The following is a 19053-nucleotide window of genomic DNA, read 5'->3' as shown; positions in this document are numbered from 1 at the left end:
ACGATGAATACCGTTTACAGCGATGGTGTTTACATAGGCAAGGCAAAAAACCTCGGACGAGGTTTTATCCGATGAATCTGTTCAACCTGCGACGCAAGCCACCGAGCCTTGATGACCTGGCGATGGACACTTCCCTGCCGGCCAGAAGCGACAACTTTTCCAGCGAGTGCCTGATGCCCAGTGTCGAACGACCGAAACAGATTTTCGTGCGTGGCCAAGGCTCCTGGTTGTGGGACAGCGATGACCGCGCTTACCTGGATTTCTCACAGGGTGGCGGCGCCAATAGCCTCGGACATAGCCCTTCAGCACTGGTCAAAGCGATTTCGGAACAGGCTCAGTCGCTGATCAATCCGGGTTTCGGACTGCACAACCGCGGCATGCTCAACCTCGCCGACCGGCTCTGCGCCAGTACCGGCAGTGACCAGGCGTACCTGCTCAACAGTGGCAGCGAAGCCTGTGAAGCGGCGATCAAACTGGCGCGCAAATGGGGCCAGCAACATCGTGGCGGCGCTTCGCGGATCATTGTGGCCAGCAAAGGTTGTCATGGCCGTAGTCTCGGGACGATTTCTGCGTCGGACAGTTCGAATCTGACCAATCGATTCGATCCACAGTTGCCGGGCTTCAGTCATGTCCCGTTCAATGACCTGCCCGCCTTGCATGCGGCCGTGGATGCCCAGACGGTCGCGATCATGCTCGAACCGATCCAGAGCGAGGCCGGGGTGATTCCCGCTACCGAGCACTACCTCAAGGGCGTCGAGCGCTTGTGTCGTGAGCTTGGCATTCTGCTGATATTTGACGAAGTGCAAACCGGCGTCGGTCGCTGCGGCACATTGCTTGCCGAACAGTCCTACGGCGTACGGGCAGATATCGTGGTGCTCGGCAAAGGGCTCGGCGGTGGCGTGCCATTGGCGGCATTGTTGGCGCGAGGCAAGGCCTGTTGTTTCGAAATCGGCGAAATGAGCGGCACTCATCATGGCAATGCGTTGATGAGTGCCGCCGGGCTTGTCGTGCTCGACAGCGTGCAAGACAAGGGCTTTCTCGATCATATGCGGGAAACCGCTCAGCATCTGGGCGAAGGTCTGAGTCGTCTGGCCCATCGCTATGGTCACGGCGAATTGCGCGGGCAAGGGCTGCTCTGGGGGCTCGATCTGTCCGACGATTCGGCCGACGCCGTAGTCAAGGCTGCGTTGTACGAAGGCTTGCTGCTCAATGCCCCGCAACCCGATTGCCTGCGCTTTACCCCGGCCCTTACGGTCAGCAAGGCCAATATCGACGAAATGCTCCTGCGCCTGGCCCGCGCCTTCTCCCGCGTATGCACCGCGCAACTGCAGTGTCGAAAAGGTATTGCGGTCTGATCAGACCCGCCCTACACGAATTTCCGAACCGTCTCGCGGTATAACGCAGCGCCCTACGCCTGATTTTTTTGGTTGGGGCGTTTTTTTATTCTGATCGAGGTACTTGGCGAGGGCGTGTTCGGAATCTGTGACTGAACCCAGACGAACGGCAAAGGTCGACTGGTTGTGTGGCTCGCACGAGCCAACTTCAATCAGGAGCTGCCCCATGGACGTTATTCGCATCATCATCGCCATTCTGTTGCCGCCACTGGGTGTGTTTCTGCAAGTCGGTTTCGGCGGGGCGTTCTGGCTGAATATTCTGCTGACGTTGTGCGGTTACATTCCGGGGATCGTGCATGCGGTGTATATCATCGCCAAGCGCTGAGCTTCGCGGTGCTGGTTGGATCGCCTTCGCGATCAAGCCCGCTCCCATACAGGACCTTCTGCGAACACTTTGTTTGTGAACACCGCAGATCAAAGTGTGGGAGCGGGCTTGCTCGCGAATGGGGCGCCACAAATATCTGTATTGGGTGCAGACTTCAGTCCGCCAACTCCATCACCCGCCGATAAAACAACCATTCCTGTTCCAGCGCATGGGCCTGGTTGCCGGCCTTGCGAAAGCCATGGCGCTCGTCGGCGTAGTAATGCGCTTCGACCAGAATGCCGTTGTCCTGTAATGCCTTGACCATGTCGCGGGTCTGTTGCGGCACCACCACGGCGTCCAGTTCACCCTGAAAGAAGATCATTGGAACGCTAATGTTGTTCGCGTGCAGCAGCGGCGTGCGCGCGGCGTAGCGTTCAGCGTCCTCTACCGGGTCTCCGATCAACCAGTCCAGATAATCGCCTTCGAACTTGTGGGTGACGCGGCCCAGCGCAACGGGATCGCTGACGCCATACAGGCTGGCGCCCGCACGAAAGACCTTGTGAAAGGCCAATGCGCACAATGCGGTGTACCCGCCGGCGCTGCCACCACGGATAAACGCTTTATCGCCGTCGATCAGTCCGCGCCCGGCCAGGTAGCCGACTACTGCGCAGGCATCTTCCACGTCCACGTCGCCCCAGCTCAAATGCAGCGCCTGGCGATAAGCGCGGCCGTAACCACTGCTACCCCGGTAATTGAGGTCGGCCACGGCGAAGCCCCGTTGTGCCCAATACTGGATTCGCGGGTCGAACATCGGGTAGCAGGCCGACGTCGGTCCGCCGTGAATGAACACCACCAAGGGCGGTTTCGTATCGTCGTTCATCGCCGGGTAGAAGAACCCGTGGGCCTCGCCCGAACCGCTCGGATAACGCAGGGTTTGCGGGCGGCTGATCTGATCGGCCGGCAGGGGGACAACGCCACCGGCGAGGGTCTTCACCTGCCGGGTCTTGCGGTCAATGGCAATCACCGACGCCGAACTGACTGGTGAAGCGGCGATGCAGTAGATGAACTGGTCATCCTGTGCGAGATGGCGGAAGCGGCTGTAGTCGCCCGTGAAATCCTCACGGGAGCCATCGCCATGACAAAGCCCCAGTCGCCCAAAACCCTCTTCGGTCCAACTCGCCAGATAAGTGTCTTCGCTCAACGGTAACCAGGTGCAACCACCCAATTGCCAGGGCGCCGGTCCATGGTCGGCAGCAGCGCTCGGGAGTGGGCTCAGATCGTCGGCCGACTCCACCCACGGCTGCCAGAAACCGCCGCGATCGGTCAGACAATACAGACGGCCGCTGTCATCGAATCTCGGTTGTTGCAGTGACTCCTGAGGACCGTCACCGGCCACGCAACGCGGTTGCGCAAAGGTGTGATTGCTCTGGCGTTCGGCAACCATCAGGCGAGTCGCGGTCCAGGGCTGATCCGGGCGATTCCACTCGATCCAGGCCAGTCGCCGGCCATCGGGGCTCAGGGTCGGTGCCGCGTAGAAATCGGCACCCTCGGCCAGCAGATGGCGTCGGCCATCTGCCAGATCGATCGCCACCAGGCGATGCCGATCGCGGTTCTCTTCCACCGCCAGCACTTGCCCGTTGGCGAACTGCAGATCGCCGTAACGGCATTCACTTGAAGTCAGCACCTCAGGTGTCTCATCGCTCAGTGATTGCCGATACAGCTGCTGATCGGCCTCGTTGACGAACACCAGCCCGTCATCGGTCAGACAAAACGCGCCACCGCCATATTCGTACACCCGGCTGCGCGCACTGAACGTGGGTGGCGTCAGGCAATGGGCCTGACCGTCGCGCCACTGCCAGACTCGGCAGGCGGCATCTTCGGGGCGGTATTCGTTCCAGAACAGGCCATGTGGCCCGACCTGCAACTCGGCGAAGTCGATGCCGGCCGCGACGGCCCTGGCGGCGCTCAAGGGTTCAGCTTTTGGCGATGAGGCGTGAGTTTCGTTCATTGCGAAAGGCCAGTTGTTCGATGGTCTGGGTCGCGTGCTCGGCTTCTTCGCGGGCCTTGAGGATCACGCCGTGATGTTCCGACTTGCTGCACACCGGGTCGGCATTGCTCGCGTCACCCGTGAGCATGAACGCCTGGCAACGGCAGCCGCCGAAGTCCTTTTCTTTCTCGTCGCAGGAGCGGCACGGCTCGGGCATCCAGTCGTAACCGCGAAAGCGGTTGAAGCCGAACGAGTCGTACCAGATGTGCTGCATGCTGTGATCGCGCACGTTGGGAAACTGCACCGGCAGCTGTCGGGCGCCATGACAGGGCAGGGCGGTTCCGTCTGGTGTGACCGTCAGAAAAATACTGCCCCAGCCGTTCATGCAGGCTTTCGGACGTTCTTCGTAATAGTCCGGCGTCACGAAAATCAGCTTGCACGGATGCCCTTCGGCTTCCAGTTTGGCGCGGTATTCGTTGGTGATGCGTTCGGCGCGAACCAGTTGCTCTTTGGTCGGCAACAGGCCGACCCGATTGAGCTGCGCCCAGCCGTAGAACTGGCACGTCGCGAGTTCGACGAAGTCTGCCTCAAGGGCAATGCACAGCTCGATGATCCGGTCGATCTTGTCGATGTTGTGCCGATGGGTGACGAAGTTCAGCACCATCGGATAGCCGTGTGCTTTCACCGCACGGGCCATTTCGAGTTTTTGCGCGAAGGCCTTTTTCGAGCCGGCCAGCAGATTGTTCACCTGCTCGTCGCTGGCTTGAAAACTGATCTGGATGTGGTCCAGGCCGGCCTTTTTGAAGTCGCTGATTTTCTGCTCGGTGAGGCCGATGCCGGAGGTGATCAGGTTGGTGTAGAACCCCAGTTTGCGCGCCTCAGCGATCAACTCGGCGAGGTCCTGGCGTACCAAGGGCTCACCGCCGGAAAAGCCCAACTGCGCCGCGCCCATTTCCCGGGCTTCGCGAAAGACTTTGATCCACTGCACGGTGGTCAACTCCCGGCCTTGCTCGGCGAAATCCAGTGGATTGGAGCAGTACGGGCATTGCAGCGGGCAGCGGTAAGTCAGTTCGGCCAGCAGCCACAGCGGCAGGCCGATGTCGGGCTTGGGCGGTAACTTGCCTGACACGGAATCAGGCAAGTTCGATCCAGTGCTGAGCACGGGCGACCTCCATGAATTGCTCGATGTCGTCACCGAGCTCGGGCACGCCGGGGAACTGTTTGTCGAGCTCGGCGATGATGGCCGCAACATCTCGCTGGCCATCGATCAAACCGCCGATCAGCGCGGCGCTATCGTTGAGTTTGATCATGCCTTCGGGGTAGAGCAACACATGGCCTTTTTGCGCCGGTTCGTACTGGAAACGGTAGCCGGGACGCCAGGTCGGGGTTTTGCTGCGATCAAAACTCATAAGGTGATTCCTTTATGCCAGACCCGCTGTTCGGTCACGCTGTGGTACGGCGGGCGGTTCAGTTCGTAGGCCATGCTCATGGCGTCGAGCATGCTCCAAAGAATGTCCAGTTTGAACTGGAGAATTTCCAGCATGCGCTCCTGGCCTTCCCGCGTGGTGTAGTGCTGCAACGTGATTGCCAGACCGTGCTCCACATCTCGGCGAGCCTGGCCCAGGCGCGTACGGAAATATTCGTAACCGGCCGGGTCGATCCACGGGTAATGCTGCGGCCAACTGTCGAGGCGCGATTGGTGGATCTGCGGCGCGAACAACTCGGTCAATGAGCTGCTGGCGGCTTCCTGCCAACGGGCCCGGCGGGCGAAGTTGACATAGGCATCCACGGCGAAACGCACGCCGGGCAGCACCAGTTCCTGGGAGCGCAACTGATCCGGGTCGAGGCCGACCGCTTGCCCAAGACGCAACCAGGCTTCGATACCGCCGTCTTCACCGGGGGCGCCGTCATGGTCCAGCAGGCGCTGAATCCACTCGCGACGAATCTCGCGGTCCGGGCAGTTGGCCAGGATCGCGGCGTCCTTGAGCGGGATGTTCACCTGATAGTAAAAGCGGTTGGCGACCCAGCCCTGGATCTGCTCGCGCGTCGCCCGGCCTTCATACATCGCCACGTGATACGGGTGATAGATGTGGTAATAGGCGCCCTTGGCGCGCAGGGCCGCTTCGAATTCGGCGGGGGACATTGGGGTATCAGTCATTGCGGTTCTCCGGGAACAACCGGTGGATTCTTTGGTGTCTGCTCTGACGCCTTCGCGGGCAAGCCTGCTCCCACAGAGATAGCGCTATCCTTGTGGGAGCGTGGTTGGCCCGCGAAGAGGCCATCCGCTACAGCACAATACTCATGCCGTCATAAGCCACTTCAACTTCACGACGGGCCAGCTCCGCACGCTCTGGCGAATCCTCATCGAGAATCGGGTTGGTGTTGTTGATGTGGATAAGCACTTTGCGCTGCTTGGGCAGTTGTTCCAGCACTTCGAGCATGCCGCCGGGGCCGTTCTGCGCCAGGTGGCCCATTTCCCGACCCGTGCGCGTGCCGACACCACGGCGCTGCATCTCGTCGTCGTCCCACATCGTACCGTCCACCAACAGGCAATCGCTGCTGGCCATGATCTTCAGCAGTGGAGCATCGACCTTGCCCAGGCCCGGTGCGTAGAACAGTTTACCGCCGGTGCTCAGGTCTTCGACGATCAGGCCGATGTTGTCGCCCGGATGCGGGTCGAAGCGGTGCGGCGAGTAGGGTGGGGCGGCGCTACGCAGGGGCAGTGGGGTGAAACGCAGGTTCGGGCAGGCCGGGACGGTGAAGCTCTGATCGAGTTCGATACGGTTCCAGTTCAACCCGCCGTTCCAGTGGGTCAGCATGGTGAACAACGGGAACCCGGTACTCAGGTCTTCATGGACCATGTCAGTGCACCAGACCTGATGCGGGCAACCTTCGCGCAGGCTGAGCAGGCCGGTGGTGTGGTCGATCTGGCTGTCCATCAGGATGATTGCGCTGATGCCGGTATCACGCAGCGCGCGTCCCGGCTGCATCGGCGCGAAACTCTGGAGCTGGGCGCGGATGTCCGGCGAAGCATTGCACAGCACCCAGTTCACGCCATCATCGGAAATCGCGATGGACGACTGGGTACGCGCTTCGGCCCGCAGGCTGCCGTCGCGAAAACCTGCGCAGTTCGCGCAGTTGCAGTTCCACTGGGGGAAACCGCCGCCGGCGGCGGAACCTAGAATCTGGACAAACATGGCCGCTCCATCATTGAAAACTGAAAATAAAAACGCCCCGGCAAGCCGAGGCGTAGCACTGCATTCTCTACCAAACGGCAGAGCTTAGCGGCTTGCGAAGTACATGGTGACTTCGAAGCCGATACGCAGGTCGGTGTAAGCAGGTTTGGACCAGGACATAGGAGCGCTCCTTCAGGTGGATGGGACAGTTGAGGCCTATACATATAGTCCACCTCCAGTCGGAGATGTTCAGATAGTTAGGTGGCTATGTTACTCAAAATTACAGAACGATTGGCTGCGAATCTTTGAGAAAGCTAATTGCAGCGCCGGTAATGATCATTTTGCCACTTGCCAGCGCGTAGTCGGGCAAGGTCCGCTGGCCAGACAGCGCCAGCCACCTTCGGCCCTATTCAGTCGCTGTGCCGCGGCCAGCAAGGCTTTGCGGTCGATCATCAGAATCGCTTGAGGTAGAAGGCCCAGATAATCCGACGAGTGGCCGGCCAGTTTGCCTTGCCAGAGCAGTTCGGCGGCCTGGGTGTTGGGCAGGGCGGTGCTGTCGAATTGATCGGCCAAGGCTTGGCGTTGGGCGATGAAGGTCAGCTCATCGATGCTTTCGATCATCCTTTCGAGCTCGCCGAGGAATTGTTCGATGTGTTGCAACAAGTCCAGAGGCGCGACGCTCGGCGATTGCACGCCGAACAACAGCCCGGTCTGACCGTTGATCTGGCGCAGGCCGCTGAACACCGCGTAACCGAGTTGCAGCTCCACCCGCAAACGTTGATAGAACGGTGTCTGGCACAGGTGTGTGAGCAAGCGCCAGGCAGCTTCGTCGGCGATGTCATGGGTTGCCGTCGGACAAAAGAGTAACAGCGCGTGTTCGCTGGAGCCGGTATCGACGGCGCTCCAGAGATGCTGTGAGCCGATCGATAGAGGTGATGTCGATTGATGGTCTGGCGTTCCCTGCACACGACTCAAGGCCAACCCCATCGCCGCTTGCGTCTGGGCCGACAATCCGGTCGCCAGGCCATCCCAGCGCGCACTCGACCAGAGTTGCTGCAAGTCATCCGAGGCTGCGGTGTGCTCAGTGCATAGATCGGGCAACGCCTTGAGCAGCTGTCGAATCGGCATCAATGGGGTGGCCGTCGGTTCTTCCTGTGAGAAACGCGCATCAGGTTTTGTCAGCGCTTTCAGCACATGTTCGAGGACTGTTGGCATCGGCTCCTGCAGGCCCGTCAGTTTCAGCAGCCATTCATTGCCCGATGCGCTGAAGGAAACGTCGACACCGGCCTGACGTGCCTCTTCGCGCAACGGCAGCAGGTTGTTTTCCAGATGCGACTGTAGGCCGTTGTGAGGCGCGGACTCCAGGCGCCAGCGCAGATACACCGCGCCTTCATCCGTGTTGTCCGGCAACGCCTGACTGAACTGCATCGGCGAACGTTCGCGGCGACTGCGCGAGCGATCCTGGGCAAAGGTCCGCAGGCCACGGTGGGCGCTGGTCTGGCCGCGAATCAAGCCGGCATTCGGGGCTGGAGTATCGGTACGCAAAAACGGGTTGGGGGTCGGCAGTTGCCACTGGCCGGTGAAGTTATCCACAGCGCCGATTTGTTGCAGGATTGCCTTGAGGGCGACAACGCCCTGTTCGGACAACCCTGGTTCAAGTTGCTCGCTGTCCCGTTGGACCAGTTGCAAGGCGCTGCTGACTTGTTGTTGGCGCTGCTGCAGGGCTGCGTATTCTTCGCGCAATTGGGCCCAATCCTGACGGGAGGCAAAAAAGCCCAGCCAATCCAGAAGCCGTTCGCGGATCACGCTGCCCGATTGCGTGGCGTTTGCGGGCTGCGTGAATTCGATGTGCAGCAAGGCTTGCCCGGCGTAGCAGTAGAGCGGCGCAGCTTTCAGGTTGTCTGCCAGCCCGCTGTCTCGCAGCTGCGCCAACAGGCCGCCGGGTTTTGCGGCGGTCAGCCAATGGCACAGGAATGCCAGCGCTTCGGGCGATGAGTCGGGCAGCCCTTCGAAGGTGAACAGCAGATCCAGTCGACGTTCTCCAGCCTGTTGATAACTATTGGCCGATGAATCCATCAACAGGCTGGGCTTTGCCTGGGGGACTTTTTCTCCGGCGGGAATGGCAAGGGCAAACGCCTGCGCCGCCCCTTTCAATGCTTCGAGGCTCTGCGGGCCGGCCAGGCTCAGCGTCATCTGCCCGGTCTGATAAAACTGCTGATAAAAGTCCTTCAACGCTTGCTGAAACTCGGGCTGCGGAATCGGCAGGCTGTAACGGTTGCCAGCATGAAACGCCCGCAACGGGTGAGCCGCCGAGAGCCCATCGAACAGCGCGAATTGCTGTTGGGCTGTGGCATCCCGCGACCAGGCGACAAATTCAGCGTGTAGCACTTCCCGTTCGCGCCGCTGATCATCCGGATTCATACGCGGATGGGCGAGCATGTCTGACAGACGCTCCAGCCCAGCGCTGAACGCCTGGGGCGGCAGTTCGAAAAAGAAGTCCGTCGTCCGTTCGCTGGTTCGCGCGTTTACCTGCCCGCCATGACCTTGTACGTAGGCCATCAGCCCTTGCTCTGCAGGAAAGCGCTCCGTACCCAGGAACAGCAAATGCTCAAGAAAGTGCGCCAGCCCCGGCCAGGCCGGTGGCACGTCGTGACTGCCGGCGGCGACCCGCAACGCCGCGGCGCAGCGCTTCAAACCGGGAGCATGACGCAGCGTCACCCGCAGACCGTTGGCCAGGGTTTCAGTGTGAAGGTGGGGGTGATTCAGCGCAGGCATGAGCACTTCCAGAACAGAGAAGCGCTAATGCTAGCGGATTAGGGGGCGTTCTCAATGAGTTTCCACACTGCGCCGGGGAAACTGATTGAGAACGCCCCCTAAGTGGATCAGCGCTTGTTCAGCGCGCCGTAAAGCTCGGGACGGCGATCGAGGAAGTAGCGATTGGCAGCGCGGGAATCAATCATCAGCTGGCGATCCAGCTCACCAACAATCAGTGCTTCATCAAGACCGGCCTGGGCGATACGGCTGCCATCCGGCGCGGCGATGCTGCTCTGGCCGCAATACTGGATCTCGCCCTCGCTCCCACAGTAGTTGGCGTAAGCCACATAACACTGGTTTTCGAAGGCCCGGGCGCGGACGGTGACGTCGGCGATGAAATCGTAGGGAATCATGTTCGCCGTCGGCACCAGGATCAGCTCGGCACCGGCTAACGCCAGACGCCGGGCGTTTTCCGGGAACTCCAGGTCGTAGCAGATCAAAAAGCCAAGCTTCCAGCCATTGAGTTCAACCAACGGAAACTCATCCGGCCCAGGGCTGAACATCGAGTGATCGAGGTCACCGAACAGATGAGTCTTGCGGTAGTTGCACAGCCGCTCGCCATTGGCGTCGATCAACTGCACGGCGTTGTAGATCTGCCCGTCCTCGGTACGCTCGGGGTAGCCATACAGAATGGCGATCCCGGCTGCCTTGGCGATGCGCGCGATGTGCTGCGCCGATTCACCGTTGTGCACCTCCGCCAGCACGCTGACGGCGTCTATGCCGATGTTGTAGCCGGTCAGGAACATCTCCGGCACCACCAGCAAGTCCGCGCCCTTGGCCTCCAGCGCCAGTTGATGCAGGCGTTGCAGGTTGCCTGGGACATCCAGGGGCCGCGGTGGGCATTGGTAAAGGGCTACGCGCATTTCGGATTCCTCTTACTCGGGCAGGGCGATCGGACCGATTTCGTTGAACACATCTCCTGGACCCGGGTTTTCGGCGTGAGTTTCACCGCCGAAGTGTTTCATGATGCCCCACACCGCGTTGAGCGAGGTCTGCACCGCGCCTTCAACCCACGCAGGCGTCCACGAAACGTCATCGCCGGCGATGAAAATCCCGCGTTGCTCGGGCGGCATGTCGTCCTGCATGAAGTGCGCGTACATGCGCTGGTTGTAGCGGTAGTGACCGGGCAGGGCGCCTTTGAAAGCCCCGAGGAAATGCGGGTCGGCTTCCCACGACACGGTGATCGGATCGCCGATGATCCGCGCGGCGATGTCGACTTTCGGGTAGATCTTCTTCAACGCATCCAGCGCCAGCTTCACGCGCTTTTCCACTGGCTGTGGAAGCATTTTCAGGGCGTCGCTCATCCATGAGTACGACAGGCAAATCACCCCAGGCTTGTCGTCGCCGTTATCGAACAAGTACGTGCCACGGGTCAGGCGATCAGTGAGGGTCATGCTCATCAGGTCGCGGCCGGTTTCCGGGTCTTTGTCCTTCCAGAACGGGCGGTCGACCATCACGAAAGTTTTCGACGACTGCATGTAGCGGGTACGGTCCAGGGCCATCCACATCTTTTGCGAGAACAGGCTCTCGTCGCATTCGATCTGGGTGGTCAGCAGCCAGCTCTGGCAAGTGGTCAGCACCGCTGCGTATTCGCGGGTGTCGCCCCAGTTGTCGGTGACCGCAAAACGGCCGCCTGCCGCGTGGGCAATTTTCTTCACGCCGGTACGCGGCGCGCCGTTGTGCAACGAGCTGAGGCTGGTGCCTTCAGGCCAGTGCACGCAACGCTCCGGCACATGGCGCCAGATGCCTTGCGGCACTTGTTCCACGCCGCCGACCACCAGGTGCTGGTGATCGTCGCAGTTGGTCATCACCACGCGGAAGATTTCCAGCATCGAGTTGGGGAAGTCCGAGTCCCAGCCACCGGTGCCGAAACCGACCTGGCCGAACACTTCGCGGTGATGGAACGATAGCTTGGCGAAGGCTTTGGAGGTGGCGACGAAATCGTAGAACGTGCGGTCGTCCCACAGCGGCACGAGGGTGTTCCACAACTCCTTGAGGCGTGGCACGTCGCGATCGCGGATCGCCTGCTGGATCTCGCCGAAGCGCGAACCGTCTTCCAGGGCATCGGCCCAGGCGTCAGCGACTTCCTGGAACAGTGCAGGAAGATCCGCCAGTTTCTGTGCGTAATGGGTTTTGCCTTCCAGATCGATCACTGTGCTGCCAGACGCGGGGGTCAGCGGGTTCGGGAAGGGCTTGGTCTCGAGGCCGAGCTTGTCGACGTAGTGGTAAAACGCAGTGGACGACACCGGGAAGCGCATGCCGCCGAGCTCGGCGATGATGCCTTCGGCACCGTTGAACGCTTGGGAGCGCAGACGACCGCCCATTTTCGAGGCTTCGTAGACGACCGGCTTGAGCCCCAGTTTCATCAGTTCATAGGCGGCCACCAGACCGGCAATGCCAGCCCCGACAATCGCCACCTCGGCGCCGTGATTGTGCTTTGGAATGCTCCCCAGGCCGGCCGGGTGCTCGATCCAGTCGTCGAAGGCGAAAGGAAAATCCGGGCCGAAAATAGTGACTGGTTTTTTACCGTCTGCAGGATGGCGATTGTTCTTGTTCATGGCTGGCCTTGCTGGCGACCCGACGCAGGATGCGCGTCTGAGTATAGGAAAAGATGGCAGCCATTCTAGAGAGCGTAGAACACGTTAATAAGACGCAATGTGTCGTCGTTTTGCTAATTGTTTTATCAATATGACGATGTATCACTACATATTGTAGGTGTGAGCAGTGCAGCGATCCGACTTGCCCGCGAAGAGTCCCGACCAGACACCGAAGGCCTCAAACCGGCTGCCCCCGATCAATCTTGCTGCTCAGGATGATCGAAGTCGTCGTCTTCTCCACCCCATCCACACTGCCAATCTGATCCAGCAACTGATCCAGCTGCTCCGGCGAATCGGTGCGCAACCACGCCACATAATCAAACTCGCCACTCACCGCACACAGCTGCTGCACCTGAGCCATGGCGCTAAGTCGTCGCAGCACTTCCTTGCCAGACCTCGGTTGCACCGTAATCCCGACGTAAGCCTGCAATCCGCCATCTACCACACGCTGACCCAGTCGCACACCGTAACCGGTGATCACCTTGGCCTTTTCCAACCGTGCCAGGCGCGAAGTGACGGTGGTGCGGGCGATGCCCAGCTGCCGGGCGAGCATGGCCACACTTTCACGGGCATTGATCTGCAGGGCGGCGATCAATTGGCGGTCGATTTCGTCGAGAACGGGCGGGCGAGTGTCAGGCAAAGGGGTATCTCCAGCGGTACAGAGCAATGGGCAGGCATATTACAGGCAGTCCATGCCCTCAACGGGTTAATTGGATGGACACAAACTTCTCACTCGTAGTCGAATGCGTAACCAGGAGCTGCGAAGCGAGGGGATGAAATGAAGGGTATGCCTGCGGCTCTGCGCGACTATGCATTGCAAATTGCCAATCACGAAATGGGGCATTACGTCGTAGCCCGAGCCCTGGGTTTTGAAACGGGTGATGTGACCCTGAAAGTGACCATGGGCCTGACGCACCATGGCGGGGCCTCCATTACCTTGACGCGGTCCATTTCGTCGCTCGAAGCCATGAAGAAACATTTGGAAGCCCGCATAATGGTCCTCTGCGCCGGCGCCATGGCGCAGACATTACCTCCAAAACATTCGCCCGAGAAACGCGTCGATAAGTCGAAAGCGGCAGCCATCCTGAAAGGAGAGTTTGGAGCGGAACAGGATCACGCAAAAATAAGAGAGTTGCGGTACTTGCTTCGAAACATCGCCTATCCCGATACGGATCCAGCGTCGTCTGATCGCATCATTGCTGAGCTGACAGAAATTAATGATCGCTTGTGGTTGCGCACTCAAGAAATCGTCGAAGAATTGGCCGAGACGATTACTGGATTGGCAGGACTTTTGGTGGAGCGCATGGTCATTGTGGAGCAGTGGGGGAGGCCGGCGGATACGTATGAGGTTGTGTTGACCGGTGAAGTGCTTGAGCGGCTGGGGCCAGTGCAGGCTATTCCAGCGTTAAGTGTTTGGGCTTAAGCATCCGAACTCCCGATCACGATCTGGAAGCCCCGAAAAATCGGGGCGTGTTTCAAGTAATGTGCAGGTGCTATTCCTCGGACTCTGTCGCCGTCCGGGCAGGTCGCGGTGTCAGCACTTTCACCACATCATCAATCACCGCTTTGCTCATCGCCGTCAGATAGTGCGCGGCCCAGGCGTGGCGGTCGGTGTCTTTTGCGTAGGCTGCGTCCTCGGCAAATGATTTGGCGAGGGATAGCAGGTCGGAGGTTTGAGTCAATGCGTCGAGGATGGGGACGCCAGCGCTGACGTGGAACAGTGGCTGATCCGAGCAATAGGTGAAGGGCGTGAGGCCGATGGTTTTCAGTTCGGAAGCTGCGGGCGGAATTGTTTTGGTCATGGTTCTACTCCTGGGTTCGAGGAGCTGCCCTTTTCGTTACCACACGAAAAGGTGGCAGCTGTACGCAGGGTGGTAAACCGGGAACCAAGGAAACCGGCACGCCCGAGGGCGTCCCACGCACAGCCGCCATATCAAGATCACAGGCATAAAAACTGCCTGTATTCGTAATGAGTGCACTGTTGTGCTGGTTTCACCGGGTTACCACACCCGATCGCTGCATTGGCAGCGACGTCTGGAGAGTATCCCGTCGAAGAAAAGCCCAACAAGGCGGCAAAGTGCCCAAATGCGCCCATTACGCAATTCTCGGAGTTTGCCTACAACGTTAGCGGACGTCATCCGATAACCCACCATCTGCGCAAAATATAACCTAGACGGCAGACAGGAAAAATGACGCACGACCCGCCTCGGAGCAGCGCACATGGTGCGACCCGAGCTCCGACAGGATGACTGATGCTACAGAATGACCGCGATAATCTGGAACTCGATAAGCTCCAAGTCGAAATCCGGAAATTCATGGCCGAGACCCGCAAGTTTATGGCCGAAGAAAGCAAGCTTAGACAGGAAGCTTTTTGGTATCCGTTTGCGGTGGGCGTCGGTCTGGTCACCGCCTTCGTCGCCGCTGTCGGGCTGTGGTCCAAGCTCTAATACCGAGCCCGTCAGAGCGCAGCCAATCATCGGCGGCACTTGAGTTTTGCCACGGAGCAGCTCACCGTATCCAACTAGGGTAAGCGCATTAGGCAGAGCCCGTGATCCACACAGGAAGAAGCAGTATGTCCACACCCCCCACGACTCAAGCCAGCATTGAGCAGTTGCACCGAGACGTGGCCGCCTTGGCTGAAGACATGCGTAGCCCGGCCCCCACCGCGACCCGAGCGATACTACTGCCGTTCGGGCTCGGCGCCGCTCTGGCCCTGGTGACCTTTGCTGTCGTCGCCTTGGTGGCTCGGCTGGTCTGAACCCTAAAATCAAACCTCAATCTCAGAAAGCCAAAAGCCGCGCATTAGCGCGGCTTTCTTGTTTGGTGGGCCCACACGGACTTGAACCGTGGACCAAAGGATTATGAGTCCTCTGCTCTAACCAACTGAGCTATAGGCCCTCAGTAGGCCGCGGATTATAGCGATGGTTTCTCGGCTGTGCTATCCGAAAAGTCTGAAACGGCTATACGAAGAAACGTCGCGGCGAATTCGTCGGGGGAAAGTGGCAGGCTGACGATGTAGCCCTGGATCTGTTCGCAGCCTTCGGTGGTGAGGAATTGTTGCTGGGCATGGGTTTCGACGCCTTCGGCGATGACGGTGAATTGCATGCTGCGGCCCAGGGCAATGATTGCGCGGACAATCGCCGCGTCGTGCGGGTCGTCCGGCAAGCCGCGGACGAAGGATTGGTCGATTTTGAGGATGTCCAGCGGCAGGCGTTTGAGGTAGCTCAGGGACGAATAGCCGGTGCCGAAGTCGTCGATTGCCAGTTGCACGCCCAGGCGTTTGAGTTGGTGCAGGACCGCTAGTGCTTCCTCGGCCTGGCTCATGATGAAGTTTTCGGTAATTTCCAGTTGCAGAAAATCGGGTTTGAGGCGGTTGTCCTTGAGCAATTGCTCGATCCGGCCGAGCAGGTTCGGCTGGCGTAATTGAGCGCCCGCGAGGTTGACCGAGAGTGGGCCGAGGCACTCATAGACCTGATTCCACTCGTACATCTGCTGGCAGGCAGTCTCCAATACCCAATCACCGATTTGCAGGATCATGCCGTTTTCTTCGGCCAGGGGAATGAAGTGCTCGGGGGGCACATCGCCAAAGGTCGGGTGATGCCAGCGAATCAGCGCTTCGGCACCGACCAGCCGATGATCCTTGAGGCTGATTTTGGGTTGGTAGTACAAAAACAGCTCATTGCGCTCGATGGCGCGTCGCAGTTCATGCTCCAGTGCCACGCGTTCGCTGGCCTGGGCGGTGAGGTCGCGGGTGTAGCTTTCAACCCGGTTACGGCCCTTGGCCTTGGAGCGATACATCGCGGCATCGGCGTTCTTGACCAGCGTGGCAACGTCGCAGCCGTCCTTGGGATACAGGCTGGTGCCGATGCTGGCGCTGATGAAAAACTCGTGCTCGCCGGCCTGGAAAGGGGCGCTGAAGCAATTGAGCAGCTTGGTGGCAATGTTGTCGGCATCGCTGGCCTGTTGCAGGCCGGGGAGCAGGATGATGAATTCGTCACCACCCAGCCGCGCCACGGTATCGATATCGCGCAACTGCTCCTTGAGGCGCACGGCGATGCCTTTGAGCAGCAGGTCGCCGACCGGGTGGCCGAGGCTGTCGTTGATGTGTTTGAAACGGTCCAGGTCCAAGAATAGCACGGCGCCTTGGCCACCGTTTTCCTGCTGGTTGTTCAGCGCGGTCAGCAGGCGGCTTTCGAACAGTGTGCGATTTGGCAGGCCGGTCAACGGATCGTGGTGCGCCTGGTAGTCGAGTTTGGCTTGTGCGTGCTTGAGGCTGGAAATGTCCGCGAATACCGCGACAAAGTGGGTGATGAGTTTGTCCCGGTTGCGCACGGCGCTGATGGTCAGCCAGCTTGGGTAGAGCTCACCATTCTTGCGCCGGTTGGAAATCTCGCCCTGCCAATGACCTTCGGCGGTCAGTTGATGCCACATCGCCGCATAGAAGGCGCTGTCGTGCAGGCCCGAGGCGAGCAGGCGAGGGGTGTGGCCCAGTGCTTCGGTCTCGCTGTAACCGGTGATTTCGGTAAAGGCCCGATTGACCGCGCTGATGTGCTGTTGGGTATCCGTGATCAAGACACCCTCGGCGGTGCTTTCGAACACGGTGGCGGCCTGCTGCAGTTTCTCCTGCATCAGGTGCCGCTCGGTGATGTCCCGGGCGATGGTCAACATGCAGTCTTCATCGCCGATGGGCAACGGTCGGCTTGAAACCTCGCAGAGCCGGATCTGCCCGTCCTTGCGGCGGATGTGGCAGCTGAAGTCGCGGACGAACCCGTCCCGGTGCAGCAATTCGAGCATCTGTTTGCGCTCGTTGAGATTGACCCAGATCCCCAGGTCCAGGGCCGATCGATCCACAGACATTGCGCTGTTGAAACCGGTAATACGGCTGAAACCTTCGTTGACCTCCAGCAGCAAGCCATCGCTCTGCCGGGACAGCAGCAAGCCGTCGGGGGAGGCGTGGAAGGCCTTGGCGAATTTCTCTTCGGAGGTTTGCAGCTGTTGCTGGGTTTCCTTGAGCTGACTGATGTCTCGCACGACCACCACCAGGGCCGGGGTCGTGTCGAGGTCGAAAGGCTCGGCGGAGATCAAGCCGGTGAACACCTGGCCATTGTTGCGGCGAAAGGGCATCTCCAGGTTGCGGATACTGCCGGCCTGCAACCGCTGCAGCAAACCCGGTCCCACGCCAGGAACGCCCCAGATATTCAGGTCGGTGGCCGTCTGGCCTATGACGTCTTCGGCCTTGAGGCCGATCTGTTCCTCGAATGCCTCGTTGACTTCCAGCAGGCAGCCATCGGAAAGCCGTGCGATCACCAGAATATCCGGGCATTGCTGGAACACCGAGGCGAACTTCTGTTCCGACAGGCGCAGCGCCTCTTCGGTGCGCTTGGCTTCGCTGATGTCGATCATCAGCCCGCGCAGGACCGGTTCACGGCCGTGTTCGATCAGGCTGACGATATCGCGGACCCACAGGCAGCGGCCATCAGCGGTGATGACCCGGTAATCGACGCTGTGATCGCGCCCGGCCGCCACTTCACGGTCGCAGAAGGCTTGGGCACGGGTGAGGTCCGCGGGGTGGATGATGTTGCGCCAGAAGCCCGGAATCAGCCAATGGGACAGGGGATAACCGAGGAGGTCCTGGGCGTGGGGCGACACGTAACTGTAGGTGTAATCGCTGATCTGCGCTTCCCAGGCGATGGCTGAAAGACTCTCCACCAGCCCACGGTAATGGTATTCGCTGCTGCGCAGCTCCTGTTCCAGGTCGACCCTGCGGGCAATTTCCGAACTCAGTCGGCGATTGATGCGGATCACCACTGCCAGCACGATCATCAGTGCCAATAGTCCTGGCAGGCCGTAAATCAGCACGTCGGACCAGAAGGTCCGATGATCCAGGACGTTACCGACCCAATGTTCCTGGATGGCGCTGATTTCACTCGGGCTCATGTCTGCCAGGACTTTGTCCAGGATACTGACCAGCAGCTTATTGTTCGGGGGGACGGCCATCGCCAATTGATAGCGGTAGGGCGTCTCACCGCTGACGTAGAGCCCTTCGAGCTTGAGCTGGCGCAGGCTCCAGACACTAGAGGCGAGATCGCCCACGACCGCGTCCACTTCGTCGGTAGCCAGCGCTTGCAATGCCGAGCTGACATTGGGCATCGCCACCAGATTCAGGTCGGGATGCTGGGTGCGCAACAGTTCATGGGGGGCGTAGTTTTCCACCACGGCGATCTTCAGCCCGTACAGGTCTTTGAGTTTGCGCGGTTGGGGGCCTCCGACGTGGGCCAGAATGACAATCGGAAAATCGAGGTAGGGGCGGGTAAACGACAGATAGGTCTGGCGTTCTGGGGTCGACATGATGCCCGGCAAGATGTCCAGCTTGCCTTGTTTGGCCTGCTGCAGCACTTCAGTCCAGCTGACCGGTTCGATGGGCGTGAGTTTGATGGCCAGCCGTTGCCGGATGACGTTGATATAGTCTGCTGCCAGGCCCTGATAACGCCCATGATCGTCGCGAAACTCAAACGGCGGCCAGGACGCATCAACGCCCAGGCGCAATTCCGGGTGAGCCGCCAGCCAGCTACGTTCTTCGTCGGTCAGAGTCAGCGCGCCAGCCGTTGCGGTCCAGGTCATCAGCGACAGCAAAAAAAGCACGGTCGACCATCTGGGCATAACGGTCTCGTTATGGCTTTGGGGGAATGCTTCGAGTGTAGACGGGCTATTCGGCGGGTGGGACGTGCGGGGAATTTAATCTGCATAAAGCAAAACCCCCGGCCTGGGCCGGGGGTTTTGT

17 protein-coding genes and 1 tRNA gene are annotated in these 19053 nt (G+C 59.9%); 5 read left to right on the top strand and 13 right to left on the bottom strand.

Going from position 1 to position 19053, the window contains the following annotated elements; genetic code table 11:
* The first annotated feature begins 71 nt into the window (after nucleotides 1–71).
* Both AF70_RS27635 and AF70_RS27630 read left to right on the top strand, forming a co-directional pair.
* Entirely contained in the window at nucleotides 72–1355 is a 1284-nt protein-coding gene (locus tag AF70_RS27635; RefSeq protein WP_028940267.1) for an aspartate aminotransferase family protein, read from the top strand.
* 205 nt (nucleotides 1356–1560) lie between these two features.
* Nucleotides 1561–1719: a YqaE/Pmp3 family membrane protein gene (locus tag AF70_RS27630; protein WP_032831082.1), complete on the top strand. Its 159-nt coding sequence runs from the start codon at nucleotides 1561–1563 to the stop codon at nucleotides 1717–1719.
* Nucleotides 1720–1873: 154 nt separating this feature from the next.
* Here AF70_RS27630 and AF70_RS27625 read toward each other — a convergent pair whose 3' ends face one another.
* From AF70_RS27625 to AF70_RS27580, 10 genes are all read right to left on the bottom strand, one after another.
* Nucleotides 1874–3706, bottom strand: a complete 1833-nt coding sequence (locus tag AF70_RS27625) for a S9 family peptidase (RefSeq protein WP_028940268.1) — start codon at nucleotides 3704–3706, stop codon at nucleotides 1874–1876.
* Nucleotides 3672–4814 (bottom strand): pyrroloquinoline quinone biosynthesis protein PqqE, encoded by a 1143-nt coding sequence (gene pqqE / locus AF70_RS27620; RefSeq protein WP_169342506.1) that lies wholly within the window; start codon nucleotides 4812–4814, stop codon nucleotides 3672–3674. The genes AF70_RS27625 and pqqE overlap by 35 nt, the downstream gene beginning before the upstream one ends.
* Nucleotides 4815–4818: 4 nt before the next feature.
* Nucleotides 4819–5094: a pyrroloquinoline quinone biosynthesis peptide chaperone PqqD gene (gene pqqD / locus AF70_RS27615; RefSeq protein WP_019580716.1), complete on the bottom strand. Its 276-nt coding sequence runs from the start codon at nucleotides 5092–5094 to the stop codon at nucleotides 4819–4821.
* Nucleotides 5091–5843: a pyrroloquinoline-quinone synthase PqqC gene (pqqC, locus tag AF70_RS27610; RefSeq protein WP_007936521.1), complete on the bottom strand. Its 753-nt coding sequence runs from the start codon at nucleotides 5841–5843 to the stop codon at nucleotides 5091–5093. Before pqqC ends, pqqD begins: the two co-directional genes overlap by 4 nt.
* A 127-nt stretch (nucleotides 5844–5970) precedes the next feature.
* Complete coding sequence (gene pqqB, locus AF70_RS27605) at nucleotides 5971–6882, bottom strand: pyrroloquinoline quinone biosynthesis protein PqqB (protein ID WP_018928830.1); 912 nt, start codon at nucleotides 6880–6882, stop codon at nucleotides 5971–5973.
* An 84-nt stretch (nucleotides 6883–6966) separates the two neighbouring features.
* Entirely contained in the window at nucleotides 6967–7041 is a 75-nt protein-coding gene (pqqA, locus tag AF70_RS27600; protein WP_009045898.1) for a pyrroloquinoline quinone precursor peptide PqqA, read from the bottom strand.
* A 156-nt stretch (nucleotides 7042–7197) separates the two neighbouring features.
* Entirely contained in the window at nucleotides 7198–9636 is a 2439-nt protein-coding gene (gene pqqF, locus AF70_RS27595) for a pyrroloquinoline quinone biosynthesis protein PqqF (protein ID WP_028940270.1), read from the bottom strand.
* A 107-nt stretch (nucleotides 9637–9743) separates the two neighbouring features.
* The gene (locus AF70_RS27590; protein ID WP_028940271.1) at nucleotides 9744–10538 is read right to left on the bottom strand and encodes a carbon-nitrogen hydrolase family protein; all 795 of its coding nucleotides are present in this window, start codon (nucleotides 10536–10538) and stop codon (nucleotides 9744–9746) included.
* Between the two features lie 12 nt (nucleotides 10539–10550).
* On the bottom strand, nucleotides 10551–12233 hold the full coding sequence (locus AF70_RS27585; protein ID WP_028940272.1) for an NAD(P)/FAD-dependent oxidoreductase: 1683 nt from the start codon (nucleotides 12231–12233) through the stop codon (nucleotides 10551–10553).
* A gap of 217 nt (nucleotides 12234–12450) precedes the next feature.
* Nucleotides 12451–12912, bottom strand: a complete 462-nt coding sequence (locus AF70_RS27580) for an Lrp/AsnC family transcriptional regulator (RefSeq protein ID WP_007980298.1) — start codon at nucleotides 12910–12912, stop codon at nucleotides 12451–12453.
* A gap of 138 nt (nucleotides 12913–13050) precedes the next feature.
* Here AF70_RS27580 and AF70_RS27575 point away from each other — a divergent pair, with 138 nt between their 5' ends.
* A complete protein-coding gene (locus AF70_RS27575; RefSeq protein ID WP_028940273.1) occupies nucleotides 13051–13695 on the top strand; it encodes a peptidase M41 in 645 nt (214 codons plus the stop codon).
* A 70-nt stretch (nucleotides 13696–13765) separates the two neighbouring features.
* Here the strand turns inward: AF70_RS27575 and AF70_RS27570 are convergent, their stop codons facing one another.
* Nucleotides 13766–14074, bottom strand: a complete 309-nt coding sequence (locus AF70_RS27570; protein ID WP_019580722.1) for a DUF3077 domain-containing protein — start codon at nucleotides 14072–14074, stop codon at nucleotides 13766–13768.
* A 450-nt stretch (nucleotides 14075–14524) separates the two neighbouring features.
* On the opposite strand from AF70_RS27570, the gene AF70_RS27565 reads away from it, so the two are divergent.
* On the top strand, nucleotides 14525–14719 hold the full coding sequence (locus AF70_RS27565) for a hypothetical protein (protein ID WP_019580723.1): 195 nt from the start codon (nucleotides 14525–14527) through the stop codon (nucleotides 14717–14719).
* A gap of 125 nt (nucleotides 14720–14844) precedes the next feature.
* Nucleotides 14845–15030, top strand: a complete 186-nt coding sequence (locus AF70_RS27560; protein ID WP_007936539.1) for a hypothetical protein — start codon at nucleotides 14845–14847, stop codon at nucleotides 15028–15030.
* A 63-nt stretch (nucleotides 15031–15093) separates the two neighbouring features.
* On the opposite strand, the gene AF70_RS27555 is transcribed toward AF70_RS27560, so the two are convergent.
* Nucleotides 15094–15170: transfer RNA gene (locus AF70_RS27555), tRNA-Ile, on the bottom strand.
* Nucleotides 15171–15185: 15 nt separating this feature from the next.
* Entirely contained in the window at nucleotides 15186–18932 is a 3747-nt protein-coding gene (locus AF70_RS27550; protein WP_028940274.1) for a bifunctional diguanylate cyclase/phosphodiesterase, read from the bottom strand.
* Nucleotides 18933–19053 lie beyond the last annotated feature (121 nt).

Origin of the sequence: Pseudomonas sp. KD5, assembly GCF_012932895.1 — a bacterium.
GTDB lineage: Bacteria > Pseudomonadota > Gammaproteobacteria > Pseudomonadales > Pseudomonadaceae > Aquipseudomonas.
This window is presented reverse-complemented; position numbering and strand designations above follow the sequence as displayed.